The following is a 16,880-nucleotide window of genomic DNA, read 5'->3' as shown; positions in this document are numbered from 1 at the left end:
GGCCGGCGAAGCCTGCGATGGCCCGCATAGCGGCCCCTTACACCTTCTCGTCGAACGCCTGCCAGCCGCCGCCCAGCGCCTTGTACAGCCCCACCAATGCCTGGGACACCGCCGCCGAGCTGTCGATCCACTGCTCCTCGCTGGCCAGCAGCGCACTCTGTACGGTCAGCACATTGAGAAAGTCCACTGCCCCTTCCACGTACTGGCGCTGGGCGGTCTCCAGGGCGACGCGGTTCTGCTTCACCGCCTCGGCCAGATGATCCCGGCGCAGTTGGCTGGCGTTATACAGACGCAGCACATCGTCGATCTCATGCCACGCGCCCAGCACCACCTTGCGGTAGTTGAGTGCCGCCTCCTGCTGTTGCGCCTCGCGCAGTTCGAGGGTGCCCTTCAAGCGTCCGCCCTCGAAGATCGGCAGCGACAATTGCGGGCCGAAGGCGAAACGCCGGGCATCCCACGCACCGAAATCTGACAGCTGCATGGCCTGGAAACCGACACTGCCAGACAACCGAATGCTCGGGTAGAAGTCGGCCTTGGCCACGCCGATGCTCGCGGTGGCCGCATGCAGTCGCGCCTCGGCCTGGCGGATGTCGGGGCGGCGTTCGGCGAGTTCTGACGGCAAGCCGATGGCAAAGCGCTGCTGCGGCGCCGGCAGCTCGCCGGGCGCCAGCAACTCGCTTTGCAGGCTGCGCGGCGGTTCAGCGGCGAGCAGGCTCAGGGCATTGATCAGGTCGTCGCGCCGCGCCTCCAGCGTTGGCAGACGTGCCTCGATCGACGCCACCTGGGCGCTGGCCTGGGCCACGTCCAGGCGCGTGGCGACGCCTTCGGCCTGGCGATCCTCAGAGAGCTTGAGGCTATGCCGGGCGACCTTGAGGTTGTCCTGTGTGACCTCCAGGGTGTGTTGCACGGCGCGCAACTGGATGTAGTCACCGGCCGTTTCGGACAAGAGCGCCAGAAGCACACCGCGTCGGTCGTTCTCGGCCACCGCCACCGAGGCATCGGCCGCCTCGACCTGACGACGCACCCGCCCCCAGAGGTCCAGTTCCCACCCTGCCACCAAGTCGCCCTGCCACAGGTTGAAGGCAGATTTGCCCGCCTTGCCGGACGGGTCGTTCAGGCCTTCGGCGCTGTTGCGGGCGCGGCTGTAGCCGGCGTTCACGTCCACCGAAGGCACCTCGTCGGCCGCCACGGTGCTGCGCAGGGCGCGGCTTTGCAGCAGGCGCGCGCTGGCCATCTGCAGGTCCAGGTTACGTTCGGCGACGCGCTGGATCAGCGCGCTCAGGCGCGCATCGTGAAAGCTGTCCCACCAGCGCAGCTCCAACGGCTCGGCGGTCGGCTGGCTCGCCGCCGCCTCGCCTTGCACCTGACTCCAGGCCTGAGGGGCCTGGCTGTCCGGGCGCTGGAAGTCCGGCCCAAGGGTGCAGCCGGCGAGCAGCACGGCCAACAGCAGAGGGCTTATGCGTGTTGCCGGTTTCATCGCGCACTCACCTCTTTGCCGTCGAGGGTGTCACCGTGGGTGTCGATGGTCGCCACCACCGACATTCCCACCCGCAAGCGCTCGAGCAGCGGCTGGCCATCGTCGAAGACGATCTTCACCGGAATCCGTTGCACGACCTTGGTGAAGTTGCCGGTGGCGTTGTCCGGTTTGACCGCGGCGAAGGTGACGCCGGTGGCCGGGGCGATGCTCTGCACATGGCCGTGCAGTTTCTCGCCGGAGAAGGTGTCGACGCTGATGCTCACCGACTGGCCCGGTTGCACATGAGTGAGCTGGGTTTCCTGGAAGTTGCCCACCACGTAGGCCTGCTGCAGCGGCACCACCGATAGCAGACGCGCACCCGGATTGACGTAGGCGCCGATGCGCAAGGCGCGCTCGCCGACCATGCCGTCCACCGGCGCGGTGATGCGGGTGTAGGAGAGATCGAGCTGGGCTTTTTCAACACCCGCCTCGGCGCGCTTGAGCTGGCCTTCGGCGCTGGCCACCTGGGCCGTGAGAATGTCCACCTGCTTGCGCGTGGCGACCAGCGCCGCCTGGGCGTTAGCCAGTCGTGCTCGGGCCTGGTCGACACGGCTGCGCGCCTGCTGGGCGTTCTGCACGGTGCCGGCGCCCTGCTCGGCCAGGCGGCTGTAACGGGTGACCTCGTGATCGGCAAAGGCCATTTCGGCTTGGGCCGCCCGCACGGCCGCTTCGGCCTGGGCGATCAACGATGCCTGACGCTCCAGGGTGGCGCGGGCATCGGCACTTTGCGCCTTGGCCACCAGCAATTGCGCCTGGGCAGCATCGAGGGCCGCGCGGTAGTCGCGATCATCGATGGTCGCCAGCAACTGGCCAGCGCTCACCTGCTGGTTGTCCTCGACGAGCACATCCTTGATGAAGCCAGGGACCTTGGGCGCGACCACGGTGTAGTCGGCGGTCACATAGGCGTCGTTGGTGCTTTGCTGGTGGTCGCTGCCCAGCATCCAGGGGGTCACCAGCGCAGCGAGCACAGCCACGCCGAGCACCGAGCCGATCACGAGGGTCTTGCGGTTGTTGGTCATTTCTACAGTCTCGAATTCATCCAGGACGTCATGCCACCGCGCGCGGTGGGTAGATCCGGGTAGGCACGAAAGGAATCAGGCAAATCAGGGCCACGGCGACGCCGGCCATGACCAGGTACAGATCGGCCGACGTCAGCACTTGGGCTTGTTCATGGAGGCGCCGGGCCAGGCCTGCGGCCTGGTCATCGACCAGGGGCGCGTTGCCCAGGCTGTCCACCAGGTGGTTGGAATGAAAATGCCGGCGCACGGTGCCCAGGACGTCCAGCAGGCCGGTGGCGATTACCGAGGACAGGCCCTTGACGGTGTTGAACCAGCTCGATGCAAAGGGGCCTTCCTGGGGCGTCATGCCGTTGGTGGAGAGCATCAGCAGCGGCAGCACCGACATCGGCTGGCCGAACACCTGCAGCAAGTAGAAGGGATAGAAGTCGCCGCGGATCCACTGCGAGGTCAGCAGGCTGCTACCCACGCACGACACCGCCAGCATCCCCAGGCCCAGCGCCAGCACCCAGCGGCAATCCACCGCGCGGATGTTGCACAGCGCCGCCGTGAGCGGCAGGGCGATCAATTGCGGCATGGCCACCAGCATCATCAGCGGGCTGGTCTGCGCCGGGCGATAGCCCTGGATCTGCGCGAGATAAGCCGACGGGATGCTGCCCACACCCGACAGCACGATCAGCACGCCCGCCAAGGTCACCAAGGCAAAGCTCAGGTTGCGCCGCGACAGCAAGCGCAACTGGAAGAACGGCAATGGCTCGGACCATTCGTTGTACATGAACAGCACCAACAGCAGCACGCCACCGCCGAGCAGCCAGCAGATCAGCGGTGAGTCGAACCAGCCCCAGCGATCGCCCAGGGACAGGCCCAGGACGATGCAACTGATGGCCGGCAGGCCGAGCACCACGCCACGCCAGTCGAACTGCTTGAAGCGTTCCAGGCGCAGTGGGTCCTGGGGCAGGCCCCAGCCCACGCAGAACATGGCCAGGCCCGATGGCAGGATGATCTGCCAGAACGCCCACTGCCAGCCGACGTACTCGGTCCAAAGGCCCGCCAGGGGCGTGCCGAGATTGGGGCCGAACGTGGCGGTCAGGGCATAGCAGGCCAGGCCATAGATCTTGATGCCTGGGGGCAGAAAGCGCAGCGCCACGGTCATCAGCATCGGCGGCAAGGCGCCGGAGGCCAGGCCCTGGACGATGCGCAGCAGCATCAGGCTGTGCAGGTTGGGAGCGAAGGGTTGGACCAGGCCCAGCACGGCAAACAGGCCGATGGCGCAGATCGTGAAGCGGCGCAGGGAAAAGGTGCCGGCCATCCAGGGCGCGAAGGCCATCGCCGAGACCGACGCGGCCGAATACACCGCCAGCAGCCATGCGCCTTCGTCGGCACCGATGCCCATGGCGCCGCGGATATCGGCCAGGGAAATCTTCGTCACCGCTTCATTCAGACCTGCGCAGAGCACCGCCAGCAGCACGCCGAACAGCCCGACCACCACCCGCAGGCCAAACGCCGTCTGGACCGGTGCGGCCGGTGCAGGCGCAGCGGCGGGCACTGCGAGGGGCGTGGACAGGGAACTCATGGACAGACATCTCCAGCAACAATTTGGGGCAGGAGAGAAGTCTAAAAAGGTCGAATGCTGACGAAAACTGACTTATTGGCAGTTTTATGTTGCGTCTGGCGCAATCCATCCCCCGCGCCCCACCTATCACCGCAGCCCTCTGTGGGGTTTACCCGCGAATCAGCCAACGCGGTGAATGGCACGGGCTGCGCCCGTGTTCGCGGGTGAACCCGCTCCCACAGGGGTGGCTGCGTGGCACCCCCAGGTACGCATAACGCGTTTTTGTGGGAGCGGGTTTACCCGCGAATCAGCCAACGCGGTGTGTGGCACGGGCTACGCCCGTGTTCGCGGGTGAACCCGCTCCCACAGGGGGGCTGCGTGGCACACCCGGATACGCATAACGCGTTTTTTGTGGGAGCGGGTTTACCCGCGAATCAGCCAACGCGGTGTGTGGCACGGGCTTCGCCCGTGTTCGCGGGTGAACCCGCACACAGGGGGCTGCGTGGCACACCCAGGTACGCATAACGCGTTTTTGTGGGAGCGGGTTTACCCGCGAATCAGCCAACGCGGTGTATGGCACGGGCTTCGCCCGTGTTCGCGGGTGAACCCGCTCCCACAGGGGGGCTGCGTGGCACACTCGGGTACGCATAACGCGTTTTTGTGGGAGCGGGTTTACCCGCGAATCAAGCAACGCGGTGTGTGGCACGGGCTGCGCCCGTGTTCGCGGGTTCGGTGCTTCGGTTTATCCGCGAGAGGCCCCGTCAGGGGTCGACGCTGCAACAGGCCTTGAGCGTCTGGCGCAACCAGCGATGCGCCGGGTCGTTCTGAAAGCGCGGGTGCCAAGCCTGCATGACGGTCACCTGCTCCAGCGGCAATGGGATCCGGAACGAGAGCAGCGGCAAGCCTAGCTTGTTCACGCTGTTGAGGATGTTGGCCGGCATCGGCAGGATCAGGTCGGAATCGGGCAGCGAGAACATCGCCGAGTGAAAGCTCGGAGTAATCAGTGCCACACGCCGCTGAGCTTTGAAGTTGGCGAGTTCCACATCGATCGGCCCGTTGGCCCGGCCGCGCCGCGAGACACTGATCTGCGGGTAGGCCGCAAAGCGCTCCGGGGTGATCTCGGTGTCGAAGATCGGGTGGTCGCGGCGCGCCAGGCCGATGTACTCGGTGTGAAACAGGCTCTGGACCTTGATCTCCGGCCCGAACTCCACGGTCGAGCTGATGATCAAGTCGGTGCGCCCGTCACGCAGCACGCTGTCGTCGTCGCCGCCCGGGCTCTCCGGCACGAACCTGAGCACCGTGCGCGGCGCCTGCTCGTGCATCATGCGCAACAGCTGGGCGCCGTACAGGGCGATGAACAGGTCGTTGGTGCGGATGTTGAAGGCCCGCTCCAGGCTCGGCAGGTCCACATTGTCGCCACTGCGAAACACCTGCCCGGCCTGCTCCACCAGGGCCGACACCTGCTCGCGCAGGGCCAATGCCCGGGGTGTGGGTACCAAGCCCCGGCCTGCGCGCACCAGGATCGGGTCGCCCAACGCATCGCGGATCCGCCCCAGGGTGCGGCTCATGGCGGCCGGGCTCAGGTTCATGCGCTGCGCCGCGCCGACCACACTGCCCTCATCGAGCAGGGCATCGAGGGCGACGAGCAGGTTCATATCGGGCAATTGCATGGGCCGTTTTCCGTGACAGCTGTGAGAAAAGACATCTTATCAGGCTGGATGATTGCGTCTGGCGCAATGTCCCCGTGCGTGGTGGGCCATTTATCCAGGTCGGCGGAACGATCGAGAATGGTGCGAACAGCTATCCGCGAAAAGCCGCCACCGAACCCAAGGAACCTCCATGCCCCGCCCGGTCCTGATCGCCATCGACGCCTCCCCCGCCGCCAGCGCCCTGCTCGACCTCGCCCTCCGCTATTGCCAGCCCGGCGAGCACGAGCTGCACGTGCTGCTGGCCATCGACTCGACCTTCGCCGTGCACGATCACCCGATGGCCTACACCGAACAGGAGCAGGAGGAGTACCCGGCCGCCTGCGAAGAACAGCACCTGGCCGACCAGGCCGTGGCCACGGCCGTGAGTGCATTGCGCGACGCCGGTTTCAGCAGCCACGGCTGCATGGTCGCCGCCGAACCGGTCGAGGCTATCGTCGGCAAGGCCCAGGCGCTGGACTGCGAGCTGATCATCATGGGCCATCGCCACCTGTCCCGGCTGGGGCGGTTGCTGGATCCGTCGATCAGCGCCAAGGTGATCGACCGGGTGCAGATTCCCGTGTTGGTGGGGGCGGCGGGTTAAGCCCACAGGCTCGGGGCTGCCACAGACGCATTCGCGGGTGAACCCGCTCCCACAGGTTCAGCGGTGTTCTCAACAATACCGCTGTGCCTGTGGGAACTGCGTCAGGGCTGGTATTTGCACGGTTGAAAAGTGTCAAGGAATGCCAATCGAAGGCGATTCGAGCTTGTCCGGCACCATAGAATCTCCCACAGGTACGGCGCAAGCTTGAAGTCTGCGCTGAACCTGTGGGAGCGGGTTCACCCGCGAATGCGTCAGAAGCCTCAATGCCGAATTCGGATCAGCCCTCGCTCGGCTTGACCACCACCGTGCAGGTCGTCCCCGCCGCCAGCAAAAAGCCTTCCGGCACTTCGTCGATGTGAATGCGCACCGGCACCCGCTGGGCCAGACGCACCCAGTTGAATGTCGGGTTCACATCGGCAATCAGCTCGCGGCTCTGCGGGTTGTCGCGGTCGTAGATACCGCGGGCGATGCTCTCCACATGCCCCTTGATGCGCTCGCCGCTCATCATCTGCAACTCGGCCTGGTCGCCCACCTTCACGTGGGGCAGCTTGGTCTCCTCGAAGAAGCCATACACCCAGAACGAGTTCTCATCCACCACCGCCATCACCGCCTCGCCGGTGCGGGCATAGTCGCCCTTGTGGATGTTCAGGTTGGTCACATAACCATCGACCGTGGCGATGATCCGCGTGCGCTTGAGGTTGAGCTCGGCGGCCGCCAGTTGGGCCTGGGCCTGCTGGTAGTCGGCCAGCGCGGAACTTGCGATGTTGCTGGCGTCATCGCGGTTTTCCTTAGAGATCACCAGGTTGTCCAGGTCGGCGCGGCGCTTGGCGTTGACCTTGCGCATCTCCCACGTGGCCTTGCGCGAGGCGACCAAGGCCTTGGCCTGGTCCACCGCCAGTTGGTAATGCTCGGGGTCGATCTGGATCAGCAGGTCGCCCTTCTTCACCCGCTGGTTGTCCTTGACCGGCACATCCACCACATAGCCCGGCACATCGGCTGCGACGTTGATGATGTCGGCGCGCACTCGGCCGTCGCGGGTCCAGGGGGTGGTCATGTAGTGCAGCCACAACTGGCGGCCGATCACCACGGCGCCCGCCAGCACCAGCAGGGTGGCGATCAGGCTGAAGAACTTTTTCATCGAAGGATTCTCACCAGTAGACAGACAGCGCCATGGCGCCGAAGAGGCAGATGAACAGGCACAGGCGCAGCAACGCCGGATGCCAGAAGAAGCGGTAGCCGTCATGGCTTGCGATGAAGCGGTCCAGGCCCCAGGCCAGGCCGGCGGCGAACAGGAACATCAAGGTCATGGTGGGCATGTACACGCCATGGAAGGCGATTTCACGAGGCATGGTGCAATCCTTTGGCCGGAGCCAGGGGCGACTTGGGGTCGAGCAGGGAGGTGCGGATGAAATGCAGGTAGCTCTGCACCCGGCGCAGCACTGAGGTGTCGAAGTGCCGGGCGAAGGGTTCGTCAGTGGCCTGCACGCGGCTGATGGCATGGTCCACCGCCACCAGCGCGCGTTCGTGGTTGCTGGCGTTGGGCTGCAGGAACAACCGCGCCAAGGCCCGGCCCATTACCCGGATCGCCTGGCGCCAGGGCTGGCTTTCGGCATAGGCCGGGTGGATCGGCGCGCGCACCTGTTCTTTGCGCAGCTCGATGATCGCGTGGCCGATTTCCAGCACCGTGAACATCCAACGCATCAGCTCGCTCTGCACCTGCGGCCTGCCGGCAGCCAGGCCGTAGGCTTGGTGCAGCAGGTCGCGGGTGCGGCTCTCAAAGGCCGAACCCAGCCCCCGTAGCCGACCGGTGATGGCGAACAGCACTTGCTCGCGCAGGTCCTGCTCCAGACGGCTCCACAGCCAGCGGCTGTTGGGCGGCAGGATGATGGCCCCGGCGGCGGCGCAGACCAGCATGCCGATGACCATGCCGATGTAATCGTTGATGAACACGTAGGGGTCGTACACGGTCAGGTTGTTTGGCACCGAACCGATGGCGAAGAACACCAGCAGGCCGATGCCGTAGCCGGCATAGGCCGGGCGCGAAGAAAGAAACGCCCCCAGCACGAACACCGGCGCCAGCACCATGCACAGCAGCGCGAAGCCGTCGATCCAGGGGAAGACGAAGAAGGTTTCGAAGAAGCCGACGAAGGCCCCGATCATCGTGCCGCATGCCATCTGGAAGGACATGCGCTTGGGGTTCGGCGAGGCCGCCGACAGGCCCACGGTGACCGTGGCGATCAGGGTCATCATGGCGCCGCTGGGCCAGTCGCTCAGCAGCCAGTAGCTGCCCAGCAGCAACAGCACCGCCGAGGCACGCACGCCGGCGGCCAGCGACACCAGCCAGCTGGTCTGGGCTACGTAGGGCTCGTCCCACTGTTCGCGCTCGTGCTTGTGGGCAGCGAGCGAGGCGTGGGTCTGGGCATAGCTGTACATCTCGTCGACGAAGCGGTACAGCAGCTCGAAGGCCGTGTGGAAATCGAGCAGGTCCGATTCGCTGGGGTCGGTTTCGAGGTAGTCGGCGCGCAGGCCGCGTACCTGGGCTTGCAGGCCTTCCTTGTAGGCCGCCAGCTCCAGGGTCAGGCGCAGCGCATCGGCGTCGGTCAGCGCGCGGCCCACATAGGGATCGAGCAGTTCGGCAAGGGTCGCCAGGCCCGGTTCGATGGCCCCGACGATCTGTAGCGGCCCGCGGGCGCGCAGGCGCTCCAGCAGGCTGTGCAGGGCATTGAAGCGGGTGGTGATGGCCATGAATTCGCTGTTCATGCGCACCAGCCGGCCTGAGCGCCTGCGCATGTGCGGGTCTTCGAAGGCCGTGACGTTGCGCAGGCTCTCAAGGCCCACAGCCTCGGCGATGAAACGCACGTTGCTGCTTTCATAGCGGTCCGGCTGGCTGTCGCCACGCAGGGCCTCGACCACCACCCCGGCGAATACCCCAAAGCGCTGGTACAGGGCATTACGCATGGCAGCGCTGGCCGACTGGGGCAGGATCGCCGCGCTGACCAGGGTCGAGACCAGGATCCCCAGAGAGATCTCCAGCACCCGCCACACCGCCGCCATGAACGCCTGGTCGGGGTGTTGCAGCACCGGCAGACCGATCATCGCCGCGGTGTAGCCAGCCAGCACGAAGCCGTAGGCCTGGAACGTGCGATAGCGCATGGCGCCGGCCGAACACAGGCCGACCCACAGGGCCAGGCTGGGCAGGAACAGCTCGGTGTTCTGCGGAAAAAGGGCGACCAGCGCGACCATCATCGCCGAGCCCGCCAAGGTGCCGAGCACCCGGTAGAAGCTCTTGGCGAACACATGCCCGCTCTGTGGCTGCATGACGATGAACACGGTGATCATCGCCGTACGCGGTTGCGGCAACTCCAGGCGCATGGCCAGCCACAAAGTGATGAACGCCGCGGCCAGGACCTTGAAAATGTAGACCCAGGTCACCCCGTCGGTCCGCGCCCAGGCAAAGAAGCCCCGTCGCCATTCCAGGCTTTGCAGCCAACGCAGGGGCAGGCTCGATGTGCTCATTCGGCGTGGCTCGGGGTGTCGAAGATGGCCAGGGTCGCTGGCGTTTTCGGAGCGGCCTGACGCTGCTCGTCGGGCACGTCCTGACCGGCCTGCAGCCCACCGCCGAGGGCGGTGACCAGCTCGGCATGGGCGCTCAGGCGTGCGGCCTGGACCTGTTGCTGGATCTGCTGCTGACGGAACAACAAGGTCTGGGCGTTGAGCACGTTAAGGTAGTCGGTCAGTCCACGCTGGAAGGCGACCATGGCGATGTCGTAGGTCTTCTGGGCAGCGGCCACGCTCTGGGCAGCGAAATGCGCCTGCTCGTTCATCGATTCGCGGCGGATCAACTGGTCGGAGATGTTCTTCAGCGCGCCCACCACCGTCTGGTTGTAGCGCGCCACGGCCATGTCGTAGCCGGCGGAGGCCACGCCCAACTGCGAGCGCAGGCGCCCACCGTCGAAGATCGGCAGGCTGATGGCCGGGCCTACGTTGTAATTGAACTTGCGCCCGGTCAGAAACTCCAGCGGGCCACCACCGGTGGCCATGAAGCCCAGGCTGCCGACCAGGTCGACGTTGGGGAAGAATCCAGCATGGGCCACATCGATGCCCCGGGCCTGGGCCGCCACCTGCCAGCGGCTGGCGACCACATCGGGACGCTGGCCGACCAGTTCGGCCGGCAGGTTCGACGGCAGCTTGAGCGGCGCGCCGAGGGTCAGGGTGGGACGCTGGATCTGCGCACCCTCCCCCGGCCCCTTGCCGGCCAAGGCCGCCAACTGGTTGCGGGTCAGGGCGATTTCTTCGTTGAGGCTGTCTAGCTGACGATGGGTCTCCGGGAGCGGGGCCTCGGCCTGGCTGACTTCGAAGTGCGTGCCAAGGCCGCTGTCGAGGCGGCGCTTGGCCAGGGCGAGGATCTGCTCTTGCTGCTCCAGCTCGGCCTTGACGATATCGCGCTGGGCAAAGTGCAGACTCAGTTGGATGTAGGTGCGCACCACGTTGTTCTGCAGCTCCAGCTGGGCCTGGCGGGCTTCGGCGACGCTCATGTGCGCCTGGTCCACGGCCTGCTCGCTGGCATTGCGCTCGCGGCCCCAGAGGTCCAGGGCGTAGCTGAAGCCGATGGCGGCGTTGTTGTCCCAGGTGTTGGCACCGGACAGCGCGCCAGGGCCGTAGAACTGATCCTCCGGCCAGTTATGGCGCTTGAGGGTGGCCTGGCCGTTGACCTGGAGCTTTTCCGCCGACTCGATCACACCGGCCATGGACTTGGCCTGGCGCACCCGCGCCGCAGCCATGGCCAGGGTCGGGCTGCCGCTCTGGGCCAGCTCGACCCAGCGATCGAGCTGCGGGTCACCATAGGCGCGCCACCACTGTTGCGCCGGCCAATGGGCGTCGGTGGCAGCTTCGCGGATCGCGTCGTCGGTGGTCAGGGTATTGGCTTGCAGCGTCTTGCTTTGCGGGGCGATGCCCCAGGTTCCGATACAGCCGCTCAAGGTGAGGCTAAGGGCACAGGCACTGAGCGCATTCAGCGCTCTGATGATGCGACGCGGCACAGCTGCGATTTCCCGAGGATGAGGTGAAGAGGCCGGGCAATTCTAGGGGGCGGTCGCACTGGCGATAAGCGTATATTCCTGCGAATCTTTGTTACCAAAACAGCGATAATCCGGCTTTAGTCTGAAGACCGTTTCGGTTACTTCATGTCACAATTTTGTCCTCTACCTTGAGAGTGACCCATGGACACCCTGCAAAACATGCGTGCTTTCAGTTGCGTAGCCCAGCTCGGCAGCTTCACCGCCGCCGCGGCGCAACTGGATACGACCACCGCGAACGTCTCGCGGGCGGTCTCCAACCTGGAAGCCCATCTGCAAACCCGCCTGCTCAACCGCACCACCCGGCGTATCGCGCTGACCGAGGCTGGCAAGCGTTACCTGATGCGCTGCGAGCAGATCCTGACCTTCGTCGAAGAAGCCGAGGCCGAGGCCAGCGATGCCCACGCCCGCCCGGCCGGGCAGTTGAAGGTGCATTCGATGACCGGTGTCGGCCAGCATTTCGTGGTCGATGCCATCAGCCGCTACCGCGAATCGCACCCGGACGTGACCTTCGACCTGACCATGGCCAACCGTGTGCCGGACCTGCTCGAAGAGGGTTATGACGTCTCCATCGTGCTGGCCAGCGAACTGCCGGACTCCGGCTTCGTCTCCCAGCGCCTGGGCATCACCTACAGCATCGTCTGCGCCTCGCCCGAGTACGTGGCCAAGCACGGCACCGCGCACAAGCCGGCCGACCTGCTCAAGCATTCGTGCCTGCGCATGGTCAGCCCGGTGATCCCGCTGGAGAAGTGGCTGTTCGACGGCCCGGAAGGCCAGGAGATGGTCAACATCACCACCTCGCCGTTCCAGGTGAACTCGGCCGACGCCATGAAGACCGCGATCCGCAGCGGCATGGGCGTGGGCGTGCTGCCGATCTACTCGGCCATCGACGGCCTGCGCGACGGCAGCATCGTGCGGATCATGCCCGACTACCGGCTGCAGGAGCTGAACCTCTACGCGATCTACCCCTCGCGTCAGTACCTGGATGCGAAGATCAAGACCTGGGTCGAATACCTGCGCAACTCGCTGCCGGAGATCCTCGCGGCGCACGAGGCGGACCTCAAGACCCACGAGTTACTGATCGCCAACTGAAAAAGCTGCTGCACCGAGGCAGGGGACAATGGTAGGTTGCTATCCATTGGTTCTGTGATCCACAGCGTTCACCACAGTCCTTGTGGGAGCGGGTTTACCCGCGAATACGTCGGCCAATTCACTGCCGCATTCGCGGGTAAACCCGCTCCCACAGGACCTCACTAAATCCTGCCTTGCAGAGAAGCCCGATGAAAAAGACCGTCCTGGCCTTCAGCCGTATCACCCCGGCCATGGCCGAACGCCTGCAGCAAGACTTCAACGTGATCGTGCCCAACCCCAAGCACGGTGACATCGCCGCCCAGTTCAACGAAGCCCTGCCCCAGGCCCATGGCCTGATCGGCGTCGGCCGCAAGCTCGGCCGGGCGCAGCTCGAAGGCGCGGGCAAGCTGGAGGTGGTGTCCAGCGTCTCGGTCGGCTACGACAACTACGACCTGGACTACTTCAACGAGCGCGGCATCGCCCTGACCAACACCCCCGACGTGCTCACCGAAAGCACCGCCGACCTGGCCTTCGCCTTGGTCATGGGCTGTGCCCGCCGGGTCGCTGAACTCGATGCCTGGACCAAGGCCGGCCAATGGCAGGCCACCGTCGGCCCGGCCCATTTCGGCAGTGACGTGCATGGCAAGACACTGGGCATCGTCGGCCTGGGCAACATCGGCGCCGCCATCGCCCGGCGTGGCCGCTTTGGCTTCAACATGCAGGTGCTGTACAGCGGCAACAACCGCAAGCCGGCGCTGGAACAGGAGCTCGGCGCCCAATACCGCAGCCTGGAACAACTGCTGGCCGAGGCCGATTTCGTGTGTTTGGTGGTGCCGTTGTCGGACGCCACGCGCAAGCTGATTGGTGCCTCCGAGCTCAAACTGATGAAGCCCAGCGCCTTTTTGGTCAACGTTTCCCGTGGGCCGGTGGTGGACGAGGCGGCACTGGTCGAGGCGCTGCAAAACGGCACCCTTCGCGGCGCCGGGCTGGACGTGTACGAGAAAGAGCCGCTGGCCGATTCGCCGCTGTTCGCGCTGCCTAATGCCCTGACCCTGCCACACGTGGGCTCGGCCACCGCTGAAACCCGCGAGGCCATGGCCAACCGGGCGATCGACAACCTGCGCGCGGCGCTGCTGGGCGAGCGGCCTCGGGATCTGGTCAACCCGCAGGTCTGGAAGGGCTGAGTCGTCTATCAGGACGCCTTCGCGGGTGAACCCGCTCCCACAGGTTCGCCGTTGTTCTTGAAGCCGGCGGAGCACCTGTGCGGGTTACCCGCGAAAGGGCCGCCTACCTCACGCCGACCGCACTTCCCATCACCTTGGCCTTGGGCTTGCGAAACACCAGCACGTTACCTGCCATCACCGCCACCAGCCCGAGCAGCGCGGGCGCCGTCCACTGATAGCCCTCAGCGACCGCGGAGACATTCAGCGCCACCAGCGGGAACAGCACCGTGCAGTACGCCGCCCGTTCCGGCCCCATGCGTCCGACGAGAGTCAGGTAGGCAGTGAAGCCGATGACCGAGCCTGGGATCACCAAGTACAGCAGCGAACCGATGTAGCGGGTGTTCCATTCCATGTCGAAGGGAATGCCGCTGAACAGGCAGTACAGCGCCAGCATCGTCGCGCCATACATCATGCCCCAGGCGTTGGTGGTCATGGGCTTGAGCCCTGCCTTCTGTTGCACGCTGGACAGCATGTTGCCGGCCGAGAAGCACAACGTGCCGAGCAGTGCCAGGCCCAGGCCATACAAGGTCTCGCGGCTGGCGGTGTGGCTGAACAGCTCTGGCCAGAACAGCAGGCCCAGCCCCACCAGGCCCAAGGCGCCACCGCCCAGCACGTTGGCGGCGATACGCTGGCCGAAGAAGATCCGCGCGTTGAGCGCATTCCACAAGGTGGCGGTGGAGAACACCACGGCGATCAGCCCGCTGGCGATCCACTGGCTGGCAGTGAGGAAACACATGAAGTTGACGCAGAACAGGCAAAAGCCTTGGGCCAGGCACACCATGTGCGCGCGCCGGTTCATCGGTTGCAGGCGGCGGGTGAGCAGGAGGATGGCGAACAGGATCAGCCCCGCCAGGGCGAAGCGATAGACGATCGACACCGGGATGGCGACCACGCCCAGTTGCAGTTTCAGGGCGATCCAGGTGGTGCCCCAGATCAGGACGGTGAGCAGGTAGAGCGACAGGTTCATGGTATGGCTTCCGTGGCGGTCACAAGATCTGGGGCTGCGTTGCAGCCCTCGCCGTGATCTCCAGTCTCCACCTGCCATCGATCCCTGCGCTTGCACAAACTTGCGCATTTGCCATTTCCGCAGCTGTCAGCCCGAACGCCACGCAGTAGGATGTCGACAGAGGAATCGCCCATGACCCCACTGACCCAGCTGCAAGTCTTCAATGCCATGCACGCCTCGCCCAATGCCCGGCTGGAGCTGAGCGCGCACCTGGGCGACGGCCTGGCCGCGGCGCTGTGGAGCAACCGCGACGATGCCCGTGACTACCAGGCGCCGAGCCACCATACCCTGTCGTGCTACATCGCCGACGGCACCGGCACCTTCCGACGCCAGCGCCCGGCGGACAAGGGCGCGCCGGACAAACTGTGCATCATGCCCGCCGGTCACGAGTCCAATTGGGTGGTCAACGGCCAGATCCGCCTGGCCCACCTGTACATCAGCGAAGAACAGTTCTCCCTCGGCTGTATTCGCCTGCTCGACCGTGAACCGCGAGAGATGCAGTTGCAGGAGGCAACCTTTCTCGATGACCCGCAACAGGCCCGACGCTTCCGCCAACTGGTGACCTTGGACTGGGACGAGCCCGGCGAACGCCTGCTGGCCAGCAGCCTGGCCCATGAGATCATCGACCACGCCGTGCTCAGCCAGGCAGGTTTACGCCAGGGCCTGCGCCTCAAAGGCGGCCTGGCACCGCACCAGCGTCGACAGTTGATGGACTACATCGAAGCGCACCTGGACCAACCCATCACCCTGGGTGAGCTGGCCGTACGCTGCAACCTGTCCGAATACCACTTCGCCCGCATGTTCCGCACAAGCTTCGGGCTGCCGCCCCACCAGTACTTGCTGGCGCGCCGCCTCAACCGGGCCTGCCAGCTGCTGCGCCAGGGCCAGTTGCCGTTGGGCCAGGTGGCCCTGTTGTGCGGGTTCGCCAGCGCCAGCCACTTCAGCAATCGCTTCCGCCAGGCCCTGGGCGCGACGCCCGGAGATTACCGGGCAGCCTTTCGCGGCTGATCGGTACACGCACTTCACCCATGAAAACCGGGTGGCGACAATTTTCCAGGACCGATTTGCAACAGAAAATTTATTTTCAAAAGGGGCTTGATTTCGTTTCGCCGTTGGCTGACTTTAGGGTCAAGAGGCGAAGAAATTCCAAGGGCCTCAAAGGCCTAGGCACGTCTCTTGCGAGCAAGCTGAATAAGGATTGAATCATGCAAATCCAGGTCAACAGCAGCAATCACATCGAAGGCAACATCCGGCTCAACGAGTGGGTTCGCAGCACGCTTGAAAGCACGCTCGAACGCTACGAGGACGACCTCACCCGCATCGAGGTCCACCTGCGTGACGAGAATGGCACCAAGCCCGGCCCGCATGACAAACGCTGCCAGATGGAGGCTCGCCCGAAAGGCCATCAACCGATTTCCGTGACCCACACCGCCACGTCCCTGGACCAGGCTGTGGATGGCGCCGCCAGCAAGCTGAACAACGCGCTGGACCACTTCTACGGCAAGTTGCGCAGCAAACGCGGGGTCCTTCAGATGAGCGACCCTGAAGCCTGAACCCTGCGATCGATCCAAAACGCCCGGCATTGCCGGGCGTTTTCATGTCCACCGATCAATGGCCCTGAACCAACCCTGCGATCCTCCGGTCAACTTCTGCAGTCATTCATTGCAGACCGACCGATCATGAACAATCCCTTCGACCAGATCAGCGACGCCTTCGCCCCCGAATACCGGGTCAACCTGAGCATCGAACGCCTGGACGGCAGCATCATGCTCACCCTTTCCGATGACAGCGGCGTGGTCGCCAAACGCCTGATCAGCGCCGCCCAGCGCAACGATCCGCAGCGCTTGCAGCGCGTGATCGACAGCATTCGCCTGGGCCTGGCCATCGAGCTGGGCCAAAACCCGCTGGAGGTCCTGGCAGCCCTCACCCACGCCCACGCCAGGACTTGCGCCGCATCCCCGTCGCTGGCATAGCCAACTGAGCGCTACTTGCCGTCCTCGACTTCCTTGCCGTTGGCATCCAGTACCTTGGTGGACGGATAGCGGTACGAGGCGTAGCGCACCACGAGGATCGAAAACGCCAGCAACAGGATGCCGCCACACAGGTACAGCATGCTGCGCCCGAGTAATGCA

15 protein-coding genes and 1 pseudogene are annotated in these 16,880 nt (G+C 65.1%); 6 read left to right on the top strand and 10 right to left on the bottom strand.

Features of this window, described 5'->3' with window-relative positions:
- Nucleotides 1-37: 37 nt before the first annotated feature.
- The 4 genes from ACNFCH_RS00285 to ACNFCH_RS00270 form a co-directional block, all read right to left on the bottom strand.
- A complete protein-coding gene (locus tag ACNFCH_RS00285; RefSeq protein ID WP_416742068.1) occupies nucleotides 38-1,477 on the bottom strand; it encodes an efflux transporter outer membrane subunit in 1,440 nt (479 codons plus the stop codon).
- Complete coding sequence (locus ACNFCH_RS00280) at nucleotides 1,474-2,535, bottom strand: HlyD family secretion protein (RefSeq protein ID WP_196163006.1); 1,062 nt, start codon at nucleotides 2,533-2,535, stop codon at nucleotides 1,474-1,476. The genes ACNFCH_RS00285 and ACNFCH_RS00280 overlap by 4 nt, the downstream gene beginning before the upstream one ends.
- Before the next feature lie 28 nt (nucleotides 2,536-2,563).
- Complete coding sequence (locus ACNFCH_RS00275; RefSeq protein ID WP_337158538.1) at nucleotides 2,564-4,105, bottom strand: MFS transporter; 1,542 nt, start codon at nucleotides 4,103-4,105, stop codon at nucleotides 2,564-2,566.
- A 740-nt stretch (nucleotides 4,106-4,845) separates the two neighbouring features.
- Nucleotides 4,846-5,754 carry a LysR family transcriptional regulator gene (locus tag ACNFCH_RS00270; protein WP_337158537.1) on the bottom strand — a complete coding sequence of 303 codons (909 nt, stop codon included), beginning with the start codon at nucleotides 5,752-5,754 and terminating at the stop codon, nucleotides 4,846-4,848.
- 169 nt (nucleotides 5,755-5,923) lie between these two features.
- On the opposite strand from ACNFCH_RS00270, the gene ACNFCH_RS00265 reads away from it, so the two are divergent.
- Nucleotides 5,924-6,373, top strand: a complete 450-nt coding sequence (locus ACNFCH_RS00265) for a universal stress protein (protein ID WP_416742066.1) — start codon at nucleotides 5,924-5,926, stop codon at nucleotides 6,371-6,373.
- A gap of 277 nt (nucleotides 6,374-6,650) precedes the next feature.
- Here the strand turns inward: ACNFCH_RS00265 and ACNFCH_RS00260 are convergent, their stop codons facing one another.
- From ACNFCH_RS00260 to ACNFCH_RS00245, 4 genes are read right to left on the bottom strand one after another with little or no spacing between them, the layout of a single operon-like run.
- Entirely contained in the window at nucleotides 6,651-7,511 is an 861-nt protein-coding gene (locus ACNFCH_RS00260) for an HlyD family secretion protein (protein WP_337158535.1), read from the bottom strand.
- Between the two features lie 10 nt (nucleotides 7,512-7,521).
- Entirely contained in the window at nucleotides 7,522-7,722 is a 201-nt protein-coding gene (locus tag ACNFCH_RS00255; protein WP_043207396.1) for a DUF1656 domain-containing protein, read from the bottom strand.
- The gene (locus ACNFCH_RS00250; RefSeq protein WP_337158534.1) at nucleotides 7,712-9,889 is read right to left on the bottom strand and encodes an FUSC family protein; all 2,178 of its coding nucleotides are present in this window, start codon (nucleotides 9,887-9,889) and stop codon (nucleotides 7,712-7,714) included. Before ACNFCH_RS00250 ends, ACNFCH_RS00255 begins: the two co-directional genes overlap by 11 nt.
- Nucleotides 9,886-11,412 carry an efflux transporter outer membrane subunit gene (locus ACNFCH_RS00245; RefSeq protein WP_337158533.1) on the bottom strand — a complete coding sequence of 509 codons (1,527 nt, stop codon included), beginning with the start codon at nucleotides 11,410-11,412 and terminating at the stop codon, nucleotides 9,886-9,888. Before ACNFCH_RS00245 ends, ACNFCH_RS00250 begins: the two co-directional genes overlap by 4 nt.
- A gap of 180 nt (nucleotides 11,413-11,592) precedes the next feature.
- Here ACNFCH_RS00245 and ACNFCH_RS00240 point away from each other — a divergent pair, with 180 nt between their 5' ends.
- Together ACNFCH_RS00240 and ACNFCH_RS00235 are read left to right on the top strand one after the other, a co-directional pair.
- Nucleotides 11,593-12,540 (top strand): LysR family transcriptional regulator, encoded by a 948-nt coding sequence (locus ACNFCH_RS00240; RefSeq protein WP_070093305.1) that lies wholly within the window; start codon nucleotides 11,593-11,595, stop codon nucleotides 12,538-12,540.
- Nucleotides 12,541-12,728: 188 nt separating this feature from the next.
- Nucleotides 12,729-13,703, top strand: a complete 975-nt coding sequence (locus ACNFCH_RS00235) for a 2-hydroxyacid dehydrogenase (RefSeq protein WP_416742065.1) — start codon at nucleotides 12,729-12,731, stop codon at nucleotides 13,701-13,703.
- Between the two features lie 103 nt (nucleotides 13,704-13,806).
- Here the strand turns inward: ACNFCH_RS00235 and ACNFCH_RS00230 are convergent, their stop codons facing one another.
- Nucleotides 13,807-14,709 carry a DMT family transporter gene (locus ACNFCH_RS00230; RefSeq protein WP_416742064.1) on the bottom strand — a complete coding sequence of 301 codons (903 nt, stop codon included), beginning with the start codon at nucleotides 14,707-14,709 and terminating at the stop codon, nucleotides 13,807-13,809.
- Between the two features lie 171 nt (nucleotides 14,710-14,880).
- Between ACNFCH_RS00230 and ACNFCH_RS00225 the strand changes: the two genes are divergently transcribed.
- The 3 genes from ACNFCH_RS00225 (at nucleotide 14,881) to ACNFCH_RS00215 (ending at nucleotide 16,721) form a co-directional block, all read left to right on the top strand.
- Entirely contained in the window at nucleotides 14,881-15,756 is an 876-nt protein-coding gene (locus tag ACNFCH_RS00225; protein WP_337158530.1) for an AraC family transcriptional regulator, read from the top strand.
- Between the two features lie 197 nt (nucleotides 15,757-15,953).
- On the top strand, nucleotides 15,954-16,301 hold the full coding sequence (locus ACNFCH_RS00220; protein WP_070093309.1) for an HPF/RaiA family ribosome-associated protein: 348 nt from the start codon (nucleotides 15,954-15,956) through the stop codon (nucleotides 16,299-16,301).
- Between the two features lie 126 nt (nucleotides 16,302-16,427).
- Nucleotides 16,428-16,721, top strand: coding sequence for a DUF3509 domain-containing protein (locus ACNFCH_RS00215; RefSeq protein WP_337158529.1), 294 nt, complete (start codon nucleotides 16,428-16,430; stop codon nucleotides 16,719-16,721).
- Nucleotides 16,722-16,732: 11 nt separating this feature from the next.
- Here ACNFCH_RS00215 and ACNFCH_RS00210 read toward each other — a convergent pair.
- Nucleotides 16,733-16,861 (bottom strand): annotated as a pseudogene (locus ACNFCH_RS00210) (phosphate-starvation-inducible protein PsiE); the annotation flags it as partial.
- Nucleotides 16,862-16,880: the final 19 nt, after the last annotated feature.

Origin of the sequence: Pseudomonas sp. NY15354 (genome assembly GCF_048068075.1) — a bacterium.
GTDB lineage: Bacteria > Pseudomonadota > Gammaproteobacteria > Pseudomonadales > Pseudomonadaceae > Aquipseudomonas > Aquipseudomonas guariconensis_C.
The sequence above is the reverse complement of the archived record's forward strand: the minus strand, read 5'-3'. Positions and strand labels throughout refer to the sequence as shown.